The sequence below is a fragment of the Spirosoma pulveris genome, assembly GCF_054781875.1.
The window spans coordinates 178,528-194,339 of sequence record NZ_BAAGTO010000003.1 but is presented as its reverse complement, the minus strand read 5'-3'; the positions used below and the strand labels follow the sequence as shown (position 1 = coordinate 194,339).

General features: G+C 52.1%; 13 protein-coding genes and 1 pseudogene. 5 read left to right on the top strand and 9 right to left on the bottom strand.

Annotated features, from left to right (window positions below):
- Positions 1-27 precede the first annotated feature (27 nt).
- Positions 28-1,338: a RagB/SusD family nutrient uptake outer membrane protein gene (locus ACYVJM_RS13600; RefSeq protein WP_461148789.1), complete on the top strand. Its 1,311-nt coding sequence runs from the start codon at positions 28-30 to the stop codon at positions 1,336-1,338.
- Between the two features lie 73 nt (positions 1,339-1,411).
- Here the strand turns inward: ACYVJM_RS13600 and ACYVJM_RS13595 are convergent, their stop codons facing one another.
- A complete protein-coding gene (locus ACYVJM_RS13595; protein ID WP_461148788.1) occupies positions 1,412-2,488 on the bottom strand; it encodes a Gfo/Idh/MocA family protein in 1,077 nt (358 codons plus the stop codon).
- 170 nt (positions 2,489-2,658) lie between these two features.
- Here ACYVJM_RS13595 and ACYVJM_RS13590 point away from each other — a divergent pair, with 170 nt between their 5' ends.
- Positions 2,659-4,041: a DUF4932 domain-containing protein gene (locus ACYVJM_RS13590; RefSeq protein ID WP_461148787.1), complete on the top strand. Its 1,383-nt coding sequence runs from the start codon at positions 2,659-2,661 to the stop codon at positions 4,039-4,041.
- Here ACYVJM_RS13590 and ACYVJM_RS13585 read toward each other — a convergent pair whose 3' ends face one another.
- The 8 genes and pseudogenes from ACYVJM_RS13585 to thrA form a co-directional block, all read right to left on the bottom strand.
- Entirely contained in the window at positions 4,042-5,073 is a 1,032-nt protein-coding gene (locus ACYVJM_RS13585; protein WP_461148786.1) for a galactitol-1-phosphate 5-dehydrogenase, read from the bottom strand.
- Positions 5,074-5,173: 100 nt separating this feature from the next.
- Positions 5,174-6,775, bottom strand: a complete 1,602-nt coding sequence (locus ACYVJM_RS13580; protein WP_461148785.1) for an McrB family protein — start codon at positions 6,773-6,775, stop codon at positions 5,174-5,176.
- 379 nt (positions 6,776-7,154) lie between these two features.
- Positions 7,155-8,309, bottom strand: a complete 1,155-nt coding sequence (locus ACYVJM_RS13575) for a retropepsin-like aspartic protease (protein ID WP_461148784.1) — start codon at positions 8,307-8,309, stop codon at positions 7,155-7,157.
- Between the two features lie 141 nt (positions 8,310-8,450).
- A pseudogene (locus ACYVJM_RS13570) lies at positions 8,451-8,921 on the bottom strand (putative polyvalent protein kinase domain-containing protein); the annotation flags it as partial.
- A gap of 32 nt (positions 8,922-8,953) precedes the next feature.
- A complete protein-coding gene (locus ACYVJM_RS13565; protein ID WP_097126664.1) occupies positions 8,954-9,139 on the bottom strand; it encodes a hypothetical protein in 186 nt (61 codons plus the stop codon).
- Positions 9,140-9,209: 70 nt separating this feature from the next.
- Positions 9,210-9,563, bottom strand: coding sequence for a DUF5615 family PIN-like protein (locus ACYVJM_RS13560; protein ID WP_461148783.1), 354 nt, complete (start codon positions 9,561-9,563; stop codon positions 9,210-9,212).
- The gene (locus tag ACYVJM_RS13555; protein ID WP_461148782.1) at positions 9,560-9,796 is read right to left on the bottom strand and encodes a DUF433 domain-containing protein; all 237 of its coding nucleotides are present in this window, start codon (positions 9,794-9,796) and stop codon (positions 9,560-9,562) included. The genes ACYVJM_RS13560 and ACYVJM_RS13555 overlap by 4 nt, the downstream gene beginning before the upstream one ends.
- A 29-nt stretch (positions 9,797-9,825) precedes the next feature.
- The gene (gene thrA, locus ACYVJM_RS13550) at positions 9,826-12,282 is read right to left on the bottom strand and encodes a bifunctional aspartate kinase/homoserine dehydrogenase I (RefSeq protein WP_461148781.1); all 2,457 of its coding nucleotides are present in this window, start codon (positions 12,280-12,282) and stop codon (positions 9,826-9,828) included.
- Positions 12,283-12,823: 541 nt separating this feature from the next.
- On the opposite strand from thrA, the gene ACYVJM_RS13545 reads away from it, so the two are divergent.
- The 3 genes from ACYVJM_RS13545 (at position 12,824) to ACYVJM_RS13535 (ending at position 15,802) form a co-directional block, all read left to right on the top strand.
- The gene (locus ACYVJM_RS13545; protein WP_461148780.1) at positions 12,824-13,540 is read left to right on the top strand and encodes a ferritin-like domain-containing protein; all 717 of its coding nucleotides are present in this window, start codon (positions 12,824-12,826) and stop codon (positions 13,538-13,540) included.
- Positions 13,541-13,555: 15 nt separating this feature from the next.
- Entirely contained in the window at positions 13,556-14,299 is a 744-nt protein-coding gene (locus ACYVJM_RS13540; RefSeq protein WP_461148779.1) for a ferritin-like domain-containing protein, read from the top strand.
- A gap of 147 nt (positions 14,300-14,446) precedes the next feature.
- Positions 14,447-15,802 (top strand): neutral/alkaline non-lysosomal ceramidase N-terminal domain-containing protein, encoded by a 1,356-nt coding sequence (locus ACYVJM_RS13535; protein ID WP_461148778.1) that lies wholly within the window; start codon positions 14,447-14,449, stop codon positions 15,800-15,802.
- Positions 15,803-15,812 lie beyond the last annotated feature (10 nt).

The window sequence follows — 15,812 nt, the reverse complement described above, 5'->3', positions numbered from 1 at the left end:
ACTTGTCGTTTATGAGCTTTTATATCTATGAAAAAAATCATAACACCCATTCTCCTCACGGGCCTTCTGCTGACGCAGGTTGCCTGTAATAAAGAATACCTGAACCCCAGTACCATCAGCCAGTCGCAGGCGGTTAGTTCGCCCGATGGCCTGATGACGCTCGCCAACGGGCTGCAATACCGCTATACCACCGGGGGCGCGTTGAGCGTACTGTATGCCAGCACCGCCGGAGCGGGCCTGACCACCCGCGAGCAGTCGGTACTGAACGTAGGTAACCTCGACGAAGCCAACCTGGCAACCGGTGCTGGTAACGTCAGTAACATCAACAGTGTGGTGCGGAACCTGTGGACGCAGAGTCATCTGGTACGATCCAATGCCGAACTGATTCTGGCCAATACGGGCGTTGTGTCCGATGCCGGTACAAAGAGTGGCATTATCGGTTATGCGTCAATTTTCCGGGCGTTGTCCTTGGGTACACTTGGCATGTTTTTCGAGCAGTCGCCGGTAACGACGGGATTTAATGTTCCGTTTGTGCCCCGGGCGCAGGTGTTCAAAGAGGCCATTTCAACGCTGGAAACAGCCGCGACCCAGGTAGCATCTGCCCCTGTCTCAGCCGACTTTACGGGTAAAATCGTGACGGGAATCGACATTCCGAACACCATCCAGGCTCTCATTGCCCGGTACGCGCTGCTTTCGGGCGATTACGACAAGGCGCTGGCAGCAGCCGCTAAAGTTGACCTAACGAAAAGGTCGGTGTTCAATTTTGACGATAACACCCGCAACCCGCTGTTCGAATACACCTTCGGAAACCTGAACGTATTTCAGCCCACCAACGCTAATCTAGGCCTGCCAGCCACACTGGCTCCCGATGCGGCCGATAAGCGAATTGCGTTTCTGACCAAGCCCAGCACCAACACGGCTGTAGCGCCGGTCATTGCGACCGCTTTTTATACGGCCAACAATGCGGCAATTCCTGTTTATCTGCCGGGAGAAATCCTGTTAATTCAGGCGGAAGCGTATGCCCGGAAAGGTGATCTGGTTAATGCCGTATCGTCTCTGAACAAAGTGCTGACGAAAACAGCGGCTCAGGATGCATTTGGTTTGGGCGCGGCCTTGCCCGCTTATTCGGGTGCGCAAACGGCAGATGCTGTTCTGGCAGAAATTTACCGGAATCGCCAGATTGAGTTAGCCTATCAGGGCTTCCGGCTGGAAGACAGCCGCCGGTTCAATCGGCCAGGGCCAGGGGCAACGGGCGCCGAACGCAACCGAAACTTCTTCCCCTACCCGCTGACGGAGCGTAATAATAACACCAATACGCCAGGAGATCCGGCAATTTAACCTAAAAGGAGGAGGGGGAATAAAGGGATATTGAAGAAGTCCCTTTATTCCCCCTCCTCCTTTTACTCCTTTTCTAAAACTTAACCGGCAAACCCGTTCGTGTCGATTCGTAGATAGCCTGGAAAAGCGCGACGACTTTGCGGCCTTCTTCGCCCGTTACGGCGGGGGCACGACCCTCCCGGATGGCGTCGCAGAATTCGGCGATTTGCAGACCGAAGTAGTAGACAGTAGCGTCGATGGTGTTGAAGAAGGCCGTGTCTTCTTCGATAAATTTGGCGAGTAAGGCTTCTTCACCGGGCACCGTCCAGAGATCGTTGACCGGCGGGTCGGTAATGCTCGACATACCGGCAATAAACAGGGCTCCACCATCGGTCTGAACACCTACCGATGCACCATTCTGGCCGTGTACGTGTACTTTCCCGAAAATTCCCGGCTTCTGCGAGTTACTGACGATGATGTTGCCCAGCCCGCCGTTCTTGAATTTAACAATGGCCAGTGCCGTATCATCGACCTCAATATAGGGGTGGTTCAGGTTGCGCCAGACCCCGAATACCTCGTCGATTTCGCCCATGTACCAGAGCAGTAGATCCAATTGGTGGGGCGACTGATTGACTAATACACCTCCCCCTTCGTCGGCCCAAGTACCGCGCCAGGCGTCACTTTTATAATAGTTTTCATCGCGCCAGCCGAGCATCTGAACCGTACCCAGTACAGGCGCTCCTATTCTCCCGGTATCAATAGCTTCCCGAATGCGCTGGCTGGGTGCATAAAACCGACGTTGGCTGATGACGCCCAAGTGGCGGTTGTTGCGTTTGGCCGCTTCGAGCATGGCATCGCAATCTTCCAGCGATGACGCCAGCGGTTTTTCGACCAGCACGTGCGAACCGGCATTCAGGGCCGCTACTGTTGGCTCCCGGTGGCCGGGGTGCGTGGTGCAAACCAGACAGAGGTCGACGTTCTCCCGGTCGACCATATCGTACACATCGCTGTAAGCACGAATGCCGTACTGATTAGCGAAATCTTCCGCTTTCTGATAGGTTCGGCCATAGACGGCGACTAGTTCGGCGTTGGGTATTTCCAAAGCGGCTTTGGCGTGCAGATGCGCCACTTTGCCGGGGCCAATAATGGCAATGCGTATGGGTTCAGGCATAGTTTTAAAACGTCTTCCAACGAAATGCGATTGTAGTAGGTCTTCTACTCAACTAAAGGCTGAATTATGTGCAAGGCTGATTTACAATAGAAGTTTCCCTGTATGAGCGAAGTATTGTATTACTACGCCATTTTGGCTAACATGCGTACACAACTCAGCCATTTGATAACGTGAAAAAAATAGCCTCTTTTCTACTGATTATTTCGACACTGGTTAACGCATTTGGGCAAACCCACACTCTCCCCACCCTTCGAACCAAGCAAAACAGCGTCATTTTGTACATTGATGGCGAGCGGGATATGTTTAATGGTGTCAACGACGTTCCAAAGGATTTTTCCTATGATTTTGCTCTTGAGAAACCAGCTCTCCCTTTTGTTCTGGTATCAGAAAAAGACTCTGTCGTAATGGCACTCCGATATGGAATTACAACTGATTTCCGGATCATTCGTGAAGGCAAAGGCGATACAGTACAATGCCACTTTACAAGTCATAAACTGGTCAAAAAAGCGGTCTTTTCAGATGCTTACAAAAAAGAAAATGAAGGCAAAACGCTGGTTGAAATCCCCGAAGTCTATGAGTTGATCAACGTGATTTTTGCCCTCACCGACTACGGAAAGACCGATGCGATCGAAAAAGACACCCCGTATTACACCCAGGTAATGAGCCATTTTTCGCCCTACAAAAACCATCCGGTGGTTCGTACGATGGACTCCCTGCTTCGTAAATCCGTGAGTAACTACCATAATCTTAAGATGGACAGCTATGCCTATATCCTTCAGGCAAACAAGCTGGTGAAAAGTCCCGTCTATGACCGAACGAGCTGGGGAGAGGTAAATCAGTTAACGCCTTACGTTCCAGGTGTAGAGCAATTTGCCAGACAGTCCGGCTTTCACGCCTTCTTTCAAAAGCACCAGCCTTACTACTCCAGCCTGATCACTGATTTCAAAAAGAATGTAGACGTTGCAACGATGAAAACCTGGCTGGACAAGCAGTTTCCGACAACGCGCTACTCCGCCGTCAAGATGATTTTCACGCCCCTGATTGGCAGTAACCAGTCAGCAAACCGATTTGATGATAACGGGTTTACCGAAGCTCAATGCCACATTAATTATCCATTTACCAGCAAAAGCGATGCTGGTTTACCTAAGGACGTTATCCAGGGCAGACGAATGATCATTGCCTTTACCGAGCTGAATCATAACTACCTCAATCCCGAAGCAGACAAATACAGTAACAAAGTGGCCGTTGCCTTCAGAAGTATGACCGATTGGATCACGCCCAATACGCCCTCAACGAACTACGATAATACGCTGTCATGCTTTGAGGAGTATATGAATTATAGTCTTGTGACCCTCCTGTTCAACGACCTTTTCGATGCCAAAACATTCGCCATTCTCAACGAAGGTATTGAGTCGGGCATGGTAAAGTACCGGGGATTCCGGCGATTTCAGGAGTTTGATCAGGAGTTGTTACGCCTGTATAGAAATAGAAAACCGGGCCAAACCGTTGCCGATCTGTACCCGGCTATTATCGCGTGGGCCGCTAAACAATGATCAGGGTTTCAGCACGACCTTAATCAGCCCTTTCTCTTTCCCGTAAAGCCGCTTGAACCAGTCAGCCCCTTCGTCCAGCGGCACTTCGGCACTCAGGATGGCCTCGACATTGACGCGCCCGGACGAGATCAGGGCCAGTGCCGCTTCGTATTCGCCGTTGATGGCACAGGAACCCTGAAGCCGCAGTTGCCGGGTCACAATGGCCTGCAAAGGCATCTCAACCGTTGGAGCCAGATTCCCCACCAGCGTGACCGTGGCCCCTTTCCGAACACAGTCGATAGCGGTCTTGACAGTTGGCCCGGCTCCTACCACTTCAAAGGAAACGTCGGCTCCGCGGCCATGCGTCAGGTCCTGCACCTGTTTGGCGAGGTCACCGCTTTTAGCGTTAATAGTGTGGGTTGCCCCTAGGTTTTGGGCCAGCGCCAGCCGGTCGTCGTCCAGGTCAATGGCGATGATGGTACCGCAGCCCGCCAGTTTCAGCACCTGAATCACGAAGAGGCCAATCATGCCCGACCCAACGACGACTGCCGAATCATTAACCTGAATGGGTGTCAGATTAACGGCATGCAGTGCCACGGCTACCGGCTCAACCAGCGCGGCCTGGGTGAAACTAACATTGTCGGGAACGGCATATAAAATATGCTGGGGAATGGCCACGTACTCGGCAAAGGCACCATGACGCTTGAAATCGGGCGTCGAAACGCCGACGACTTCACGTCCATCGCTCAAATTGTATTGCCCCCGGCGGCTATACCAGTCATCGAGCACATAGACGGTCGAATCGAAGGTGACGCGGTCGCCGGTGACCCAGTTTTTCACTTCGCTGCCCACTTCGGCAATAATGCCGCTGGCTTCGTGGCCCATGACAATGGGCGGAATCCGTCGGCCACTGCTGCCATCCATACCGTGCACATCGGAGCCGCAAATGCCAACGGCTTGTACACGCACTAGGACTTCATTGGGGCGGATGGCCGGCTTGGGCACATCCTGTAAGTCAAACTGATTGTATTCTGTAAGAACGAGCGCTTTCATAATAGTAGAGTGGGTGGTCGGACAGAGCCGTGATAACCCGCTTTTAAGAACGTCACATTGATTTAGATACAAAAAAGCGGGCTTCCGTCCGCTTTACTTACTATTTCTGATAAATCTTCACAAAGGCATCGGCGGGTATCGGGTCAACATCACCCTGTTGTAGATTGGGGTTAAGCTCATAAGTAACGACCTCATCGATGGAGTCGGGCAGTTCGCCGAACAGTTTGCCGGCGGCCGCCGATGTATATTTCTTTTTGACCCGAACCAAACGCAGGTCGGGGTCTTTACCCCAGGCCGGATTGTCGCCCAGGATCAGCTGGATCTTCGCCCAGTCATTGAAAAAGTATTCCTGTAACAGCGGAATGATCCGATCGCGGAAGGCGGCACATAAATCGGCCAGGGATTCGACATTGGTGAAATAGGCATGTCCAATCTGGTGGTCACGGTCGAGCAGGTATTCGATACGTTCGTTGATCGTTCGTAATAATTGACCCAGGTCGACACCGTCAACAACACCCAAAACGCCGGGATCGGGCACCACCTCCCGAAACGAAAATCGACGGCGAAGGGCAATATCGAGCAGTGCAATCGACTTATCGGTGGTGTTCATGGTTGCTATCACAAACAGGTTCAGCGGCACGCCGAATCGTTCCTGCGAGTAGGGCAACGTCAGCCAGAGTTCATTTTCTGCACCCAGCCGTTTGTCGCTTTCGAGCAGGGTGATCAAATCGCCGAACACGCTCGCGACGTTGGCCCGGTTGATCTCATCAATGAGCAAATAATGCGGTTGAGCTTTTTTCAGTTTCTGATTGCGCGTCTCTACCGAATCGTTGAGACAATCGGCCAAAGTGGCGTAACCGGCCTGTTGAATGGCTGACAGACAGGCTTTGTAAAAAATACCCTTCCGAATCCGGTAGCTGATCTGCCCGTTGATCACCTCCGGGCGAATGCCCTCCACAAACTCTTCGTAACTATAGGCCGGATGGAAGGTGATGAGGCTGGCCAATCCAGGCCGGGAATTTGTTTCGCGCAGATAGGGCTGTAACGCAAAGGTTTTACCCGTACCCGGCGGGCCAAACAGGATAAGGTTATGCGGTTGGCTAGTCTGCTCCGGCTCGGTATCGTAGTCAGCTTCCGGCTCCTCGGCGGTGTAGTCGGTCGGTCGTCGGTCGGCCAGCGTTGGGTCGTCGGCGAGCCGGATAACTTCGCTCAGAAAGGCTTCGTCTTCGGCGGCCCGGTACACATCGGCGTTATGCCGGGCGGAGTGCGGCCCCCGTTTACTGGTCTCCACCAGTTCGAGCAGGCAGTCTTCCCAGCAGGTTCGCAACACCGGCTGATAGAGCAGATGCACGTTCGACTGCCCGATGATAGCCGCTACATAATCGGACTTTTCGGTAATTGGCTCAAAGACTAGTTCCTCAAGAATGGACAGCCGCTCCTGACAGGATTTCTTGACCGTCAGGTGGTATTCGACTTCACTGCGACGCTGGCGCTGAATACGCAGGGCCTGAAAAAAGTTGATATGAGCGGTGATGGCGGCCTTTTCCTGTCGCACCACGAAAGCCAGCCGGGCGTCGCCGTTGGGCAGGTTAACAATATCGATCAGCTCTTTCAACAACCCAAAAAATCGCCGGACAGCTTCGGGGTGACCAATGTCACGAATGCGTTCAATGAGGGCCTGGGGCTGGGTATCGGTTGTCACAGAGTAAGAAAATTGTCGTTAACGAAGCTACGAAATTTTCAGCGTTTTTGTAACGTGGCTTCGGAATTGGACGATCTGTATTTAGGCTCGTTAGGGCCTAAACAGCGTAGCGTCGGTAGAAAAAGCCCTCATGGGTAGTAGGTGTGCCGTCAGGTACACAACTGTTATGTACCTGACGGCACACCTACTACCCATGAGGGCTTTTTCTACCGACGCTACGCTGTGAAGGCCCTAACGGGCTTATACGCTAAGCCTGATCTCGAACTTGCGTTTTTGTAGTAAAACTGCCCTTACTTGTAGCCACTACCTGCGTAAATAACCTATAAAAACCAGACCTGGTTATACTAAAATCACCAAGTATTAAACCAACAGAAAAACGTTATTCTGTATAGTTGAAATGATGGTTAGGCATATCGAGTACGAGCCGACCATGACGGAACGGTGCACTACCAATCAGGCCGTCCTTACGGAATTGGCCAATTATGTCGTCTGCTTTATCCAGAGCAGTACGGCGAAACTGCCGTTGCTTACCCAGAATGTCGATTGTTAATTTTCTGACGTGACGTTCTCTAATAAAATGATACCCATGCCCCACGCTGCTTCTCAGCGAAAATTTTCGACCAAGCGTATACGTGCCGATTTTGGTTAGCCCCGTTGGTGTCACCCGAAGTTTTTCGTTGGAACCAGTATCTATGTTAAATTTCAATTGATTACCGGTTGAGCCACGCAGTAACATCATGGGGCGGCTACCACCTAATAAGTTGGCTTCCAGTGTAGAATCCGGCACTGACCTACGTAGGATAAGCTGACGCTTCGGGTAGTCGATTAATAGAGAAAACTGGCGTAATACATCCCAGCCCAACAACCCATCGATACCCGGAATAGGCAATTGGACAGTGGTAACAGGCAGATTATTAATCTTTAGTCCATTCAGCGCCAGAGAGTCTGCCATACCAATCGTAGCGGGGACCAATTCTTCCTCATAATTTATTACATCAACTCCGGCTACTGTTTTTATCTCCATCATTCTCGCCATCCGACCAGAAATCATTGTTCGCTGGGCGCCACTATCCAGAGCAAGCCGGACGGCCTTTCCATTGATATGCACAGTTACGACTATGTGACCCTTGTGTTTCAGGATAAACGGAATTTGTAAACTATCATTTGCTAACTGGATTTTTAACGCAGGCTGATCCGCCAATAATCTAGCCATTCCATAATTAGCGGGCCGAAAATTCATCGAATCGGCAAGGTGAAGATACTGCCGGTAGTGACCCGGCCAGAAATACAGCTCTTCCAGCAATAGATACCGGGCGGCATCTCTTTCGGCCGCAGGACCGTTGGCAGCAACTTGCCGAAGGGCAGTACTGGCTAGGCTATTTCGCCCATACAGCCAATGCTGAGTGGCCTTCACATAACCTGCTGAAAGTGTATCAACGCGCGGTTTTGTAGCGTAAGTAGGGCTAGCCAACAGGAGCCACACCAATAGTCCTAAGCCAAGTTTATACGCATTACTCAAGTAGACTACTCGCATGGGGGCGGTTAAGAATAAATTTGATCTACAGTGAGACGATTGAACGTTCCTACCTCACCTTACGTAATACCGACCGTCCCGGCCGGCACTACGCCAGATAGCTCCCGATACTGACTACATCGACATCGGCAAACACGCTAATCACTGCAAGTAAATAACCGGATCAAACACCAGCAATTCACCATCATCCCGCACAAGTACATTTCGATGATGTAAATCACTGACGACAATACCGAAGTTGGCGTTGATATAATCGCTGTTTTGCAGAGGTATGAAGTCAAAGGGCAGCATGTAAGCGGCTACCTCCTCAGGCGTTGCTCCTCTTATGCCGCGTAAGGCTTTCTGACTAACAACAGAATGTAAAAAGCCATCGACATCCATCAAGCCCAGAAACGTGTAGCCCGTCTCGGGGAAGAGCCAGTTATGAAGTAACAGATTGTGCAGATAACTCAACCAGGTACCGTAATAGTTGAGGTTATTGCGTTTATAATAAACCCCTAATTGAACATATACCTGGTGCTCGGCGCCACCTTCGCCACCTTGAGCCTGCCAGGCATCCGTAAAAGGCTCGGCGGGCAACATTTTCGATTCAGAAATAGCCCATCTGCGAAGTAGTTTCTCCTCGCCGACTCGAAGGGCTTTATCTAACGCGACTTTTTGGGCACGGTTTTGAGGGGCTGGTCCTTGAGCCGCTTTGCTTGCTCAATGCACTCCTGCAATGACATCAAGGGCTGCTCGGAGACTTTCCTGATCATTTTTTTGCTCTGCTGCCGATGGTACTCGTTGAGGTATGTAACGTTCTCCTCCATCTGATGATTCGATTTCCTCATGAACAGACATGATTTAAAGTTGGTTCTTAGCTAACCCCTACGCCAGATAGCTCCCTATACTGACTGGCCGTTATTCATGAATAATGTAATCGTTATTAGCCAACTCAATGAAGGTATGCACAAGAAATAACCCGTCAAGGGTCGCTATATTATTGCGAAACAGGTCTAACAACTGGCGGTTTTTTATGTTGCCTGTAGTTACGAGTAGCAAACGGGGAGGCTGTCCAAGCAGAAGGTAACTATCTCTAAAATCCGAGTCTTTTGTAATAACAATACGATTTTCACGAGTTGCGATTTGACGAATGACGGTATCGCTTGTTTCGTCCTTATCCGGCAAATCATCCGTATGCAGTACATCATACCCCTTTGATCTGAGTACCTCAACCAGCAAATAAGGCAATTGGGCGTCAACCAGGTATCTCATGCCAGCACTTGGTGAATGCTTTTCACCCGTGCCAGTCTACTGGCAAAGGCAAGACAAGCTCGAATATCGTCTTCTTCCAAAGCAGGATAATCGGTCAGTATCTCCTCGTGCGTCATCCCCGCTGATAATAAATCCAAAATCAGTTCGACCGGGTACCTCCGATTACGGATTGTTGGCTTACCGTGACAAATGTCAGGGTTTAAGGTAATTCGCTCAAGCAATGATTGTTCCATACCTTTCTTTCTTACGAATGTAACAATTCCTACGCCAAATAGCTCCCGATACTAACCACATCGGCGAACACACCCGAGGCTGTTACCTCTGCCCCTGCACCGGGGCCTTTGATTACCAGGGGCCGGTCTTTGTAACGCTCCGTCGTGAAGGAAACAATGTTATCGGCACCGGTTAGCTGATAGAACGGATGCTCCACCCCAACAGGGCGTAAGCCAATAGTTGCTTTGTTGTTCTCAAAACTGGCGACAAACCGCAGCTTTTCTCCCTTCGTTTCGGCTTCGGCCAGGAGGTTTTCGAAGTAGTCGTTGTTGCGTTCCAGCTCTTCGAAAAAGGCCGGAATGGTGGGCGCGGCCAGGCAGGATTCCGGTAGCAGGGTGTCGATGGTCACATCTTCCGGCTCCAGTGGGAAACCAGCCTCACGTGCCAGAATCAGAATTTTCCGGGCGACATCCAGGCCGCTCAGGTCGTCGCGTGGGTCAGGTTCGGTGTAACCTTTCTCCTTGGCTTCGCGCACCACATCGGCAAAGGAAATACCGGGGCGGAAGGTGTTGAAAATGAACGACAATGTACCCGACAGGATCGCTTCGATTTTCAGGAAACGGTCACCGGCCGTCATCAGCCCCTGAACGGTGTTGATGATGGGCAGACCGGCCCCTACGTTGGTTTCGTACAGAAACTTGACGCCCCGGTTCAGGGCCGTGCGCTGCAACCGGCGGTACTCGCTGTACGGGCCGGAATTCGCTACTTTGTTTGGCGTTACGACCGAGATGTTGGCATCCAGCAGCGACTCGTAAAACTGCACAATATCTTTGTCGGAGGTGCAGTCGATGAAGACCGAGTTGGGCAGGTTATAATCTTTGATCTTCTCGACGAAAGCCGGTAAGGAGGTCGTGACGCCATCGGTCAGGAGCCGTTCGCGCCAGCCGTCCAGTGAGATACCTCGTGTGTCGAGCACCATCTTCTTGGTGTTTGTCATGCCCACCACGCACACCTTCAGCAATTTCTCCGAACGCAGGTATTCCGACTGGTTGTAAATCTGCTGCAGCAGCGTTCTCCCGATAAGACCCGTACCTACCAGATACAGGTTCAGTACGCGGGCTTCGGACTGGAAGAAGATGTTGTGCAGCGAGTTAAGGGCTTTCGAGAGGTTATTCTTGTTGATAACCACCGAGATATTAATCTCCGAAGACCCCTGCGCCACCGCCACAATGTTGACCCCGTTTTTGCCGAGCACCGAAAACAGCTTTCCGGCAATACCGGAGCTTTTCTTCATGCCCTCCCCCACCGTGGCAATAACCGACAGATCACGCTCGATGGCGATGCTGTCGATGTGCCCGTGAGCGATTTCGGTGGCGAACTCTTCATCCAGAATATTCTTGACATTTTCGGCACCGCGCGGGTCGATGGCGAAGCAGATGGAATGCTCCGACGAGGCCTGCGAAATGAGAATAACACTGATTTTATGCGCGGCCAGTACACCGAACAATTTGGCCGACACCCCGGCCACGCCAATCATCCCGGAGCCCTGCACGTTTACCAGCGCAATGTCGTCGATACTCGAAATACCCGTGATGGTGTATTGCCGACGTTCGGCGGTGCGGCTCACCACGGTACCGGCATGGGTTGGGTTGAAGGTGTTGAGCACCCGAACCGGAATGTTGCGGGCAAAAGCCGGTTGCAGACTTGGCGGGTAGATCACCTTGGCGCCAAAGTGCGACAGTTCCATCGCTTCGGCATAGGTGATGGTTGGAATATTAAAGGCATTCGGCACTTTGCGCGGGTCGGCGGTCATCATGCCGTCGACGTCCGTCCAGATGTCGATCACCTCGGCATTCAGGGCCGCACCCAGAATGGAGGCTGTATAATCCGAACCACCCCGACCCAGGGTCGTCGTTTCGTTTTTTTCGGTCGAGCCAATAAAGCCCGTTATCAGTTGCAGGTCCGACGTTTTGGCGAAGTGTTCCTGAACAAGCTGATTTGTCAGGGTATAATTTACTTCGGCCTGCCCAAACTGAGCGTCGGTTTTAATGATCTTGCGGGCGTCGCAGAACTGGGCCGGAATCCCCCGGCTTTTCACACATTCGGTAATGATTGTGGTAGACAGCCGCTCGCCGAAGCTGGTAATGAGATCGTGGGTGCGGAGCGACAGTTCGCGAATCAGCGACACACCGCGCAGCAGGTCTTCCAGTTCGTTGATGATTCCCCGGATATGGGCAAACACTTTGCTCTGCTCCTTGACCGGGATCAGGGCTTTTATGACGTTAAAATGGCGGTCTTCGATCCGGCGAACCAGCTCCATATAATCGGTTTCACCGGTAGTAGCCATTCGGCCAATCTCGATAAGCTGATTGGTGATGCCCCCCATCGCCGAAAACACGACCGCTATCTGGTCGCCGTTCTGACGGTGGTTTTCAATGATCTGGATAACCTGCTTTATACTGTCTACGGACCCAACGGAGGTACCGCCAAATTTAAGAACCTGCATTACTGGAAAAGCGAAAGAGTGAATGTGCGAACGAGCGGCTCAGCGGCAAAGATGATCCCTCTGTTCACGAAATTTAATCAGGAAGCTGTTGATGATGGTACTCTTATAAAGGCAAAGATAGCGACGACAAGCTCATTTCCGGGCTTCCATTGCCAGAAAAGGAACCCCGTTTTCACGGCTATCCGGGTAGTGGAATTATTCTGCAAAGACAATGCCGTACTAAAACGACTTTGTTTCGTTACTGGCGAGCAGGGCAAAATTCAGTGTTCCTGTGTGATCATAGCGCTCAATAAATTACCCGTATAGTAAATATATGAATGCCCCGGAGTCCATTCTAGAGTCATAAAGAGAGTACGTAAATACGGTGTTATTGCCTCCTGGCGCTGGCAGATGGCGCGTAAAAGAGATTTTCCGTTGCGGAATGATCAACTTTTTTCAGCCTCTGTTAAATCCGGGCGCATCAGAATGCCGTAAATCTTTTCAAACCGTCTGTTAGACCTGCGGTTATGTTGTTACTACACTTAATTTACTCAAGCACGTTATGAACAAGCAAAACGAATCTGGTCTTACGATGTTACCCGGCCAGTTGGAGCCAGTACGCGTAGGCCGCCGGTTGTTTCTTCGCTACGCAGGCGCTTTTGCCGCAGGGGGCGCTATCCTGGCATCCTGCAAAGAAGGCGAAGAAAACCCCACCACCGTAATGGCCCCCGTTGACCTCGGTACGGGTGATGTGGGCATCCTGAACTATGCTTTTGCCCTTGAGCAGCTCGAGGCCGCTTTTTACACCCAGGTCGTGGCCAAACCTTATACGGGCATGACTGATGTCGAAAAGGCTATTCTGACGGATATTCGCGACCACGAAATCATTCACCGCGAATTCTTCAAAGCAGCTATTCCGGCCGCCAGCCGCATTGGCGACCTGGTCCCCAATTTCAGTACCATCAACTTCAACGACCGGGCCAGCGTTCTTGGCACGGCCAAAGCGTTTGAAGATCTGGGCGTAGCCGCCTACAATGGGGCTGGTACATTAATTACAGATGTGAATTACCTGGCGCTTGCGGGTAAGATTGTATCGGTAGAAGCTCGTCATGCAGCGGCCATCCGCGACCTGCTGAACCCGAAATCGGCTGATTTTGCCGGTGACGATGTGGTAGCGCCTACTACCGGTCTGGATGCGGCCACCCCGCCTTCTGCGGTATTGCCAACAGCCCAGAAGTACGTACGAACACCGATTACAGCCACCAATCTACCCAAGTAAACCACACGCAACGCTATGAACTTATTCAATCTAATAGCCGATATCGAAAAAGCAGACCCCGAAGTTAGCGAGCGTTTCAACTTCTACTCGCGCCGGAATCTGCTCAAATTTGGTTCAAATCTGCTGGCTGCCGGTATTCCGACGGTGGTGGCTGCCAGCCTGAACCAGGCTTTTGCCCAGACGACGAGTGCTCCATCCCAGGCTGCTATTGACACGGCGAATTTCGCTCTTACGCTTGAGTACCTGGAAGATGAGTTTTACCGCACCGGCCTGGCTACGGCGGGCCTTGTTCCAGCCAGCGATCTGGCCGTTATCAATCAGATCAGCAAACACGAAACAGCACACGTTAATCTGCTGAAAACCACGCTGGGTGCGGCTGCCATTGCCAAGCCGACGTTCAAATTTCCGGCCGGTACGTTCTCGACCTACGCCACATTCCTGGCCACGGCACGGGCACTGGAAGACACGGGCGTTCAGGCATACAAAGGACAGGTAGGAACACTGATCAACGACAAACTCATTTTAAAGACTGCTCTGCAAATCCATTCGGTAGAAGCGCGCCATGCCTCGGAGGTTCGCCGGATGATGGGCATGAAAGGCTGGGTTTCTGATCCAACACAAACGACGTTTACGCAGGGAGGTGTAAGCCTGAAAACACTGCCGAACGTGACCGGTATAACGGACGACAATTTCCGTGGTGCTTTCGATGAGCCCCTGACCAAGCAGCAGGTTATGGCCATTGCCGCATCGTTCTTATAAAGAAGCATTAAGTATAGGGAGGCCGGGAAACCGGCAAGGGTGATGAAAGGTATCGGAGGTTTTCTCTGATACCTTTTTTTTGTGCTTTTCCATCCGTCCGTTTTTTCGTTGCTTGCAGGTAAATTCGCCCCTACTGGCGGCACCTGTATGAAATTCGTTCGTATTCTTCTGAAAGTCCTGCTCGGACTTGTTGTATTGATCCTGCTCTTTCTGGCCGTAAGTCTGGCCCCGGTTGATGAGACGCCGTACCAGCAGATGCCCTATTATACCCAGACCAAAGAACGTCTGGCTCAGCTTCCGGCCAATCCGGCAGCCACAACACCACTGCGGGCCGGTTGGGCCAAGTCCAGCATTACGCCCCCTTACTCCACCCCCACCGGTGGTTACGGTGCCCGGCGCGGTAAGCATTGGCACATCATTGCCGACTCCATTTTTGCCCGCGCTATCATGCTCGATAATGGCGGTACAAAAGCCGCACTCATCGGTCTGGATTTGCTCATTACGCCCCCTACCGTAGTCGAAGCGCTTAAAAAACGACTCCCCGAGGTTGGCTTACGGTGGGAGAATATTTACACGGGAGCTATTCACTCGCACAATAGCATCGGCGGTTGGGCACCCGGTATTGTTGGTCAGCTCATTGCAGGCGGGTATGATGAGAAACTGGTCGTTCGTATTACCGATGGAATTATAAACGCCATCCGGGCGGCCCAGCAGAACATGGCGCCCGTGCAGGTCGGCTTCGGGCAGGTCGATGCCAGCGACCATATTTATAACCGAATTGGTTTCTCCGGCCCCACCGGACCGCTCGACGGCATGGTACGCCTGTTGAAACTGAGGAAAGAAACCGGCGAATCGGCTCTGCTTTGTACTTTTTCCGGCCACGCGACCCTCTACGAAGATGCTATGTGGAATTACCTCAGCCGCGATTACCCCGGCTCGCTGGTCGACCGGCTGGAAAAGAAATCGGCCGACTTCGCCGTGTTCATGGCGGGGGCGGTGGGCAGTACCGGCCCGCAGGCGCGTGGCAAAACCGACTTTCAGGAAATCCGTAACTACGCCGGTGACCTGGCTCTTCGCATCGAACGAACCGTTCCGCAAATCCAGACCAAAGCTGACAGTACGCTGGGGATTCTGACGCTGCCGCTCGGCCTGCGCGAACCGCACCCGCGGGTGATTGGCAACTGGCGGGTGCGGCCGTGGCTTTTCTACGCCGTTTACGGCGATTATCCGTCCGACCTGAAAGCCCTGCGGATTGGCCAGACGGTACTACTGGGCACCCCCTGCGACTACTCCGGCGAGTTCGTGGCCGATTTCAAACCGCTGGCTACGCAAAAAGGCGTTAACCTCATGATTACCAGCTTCGATGGCGGCTACATTGGTTACGTAACCCCCGACAAATACTACAACCGGACCACCTACGAAACCCGCGACATGAACTGGTTTGGGCCGTACAACGGGGCGTACTTCGAGGAAATGATGATGGGGTTGTTGAAAAAAATCTAACCCGGCCCAA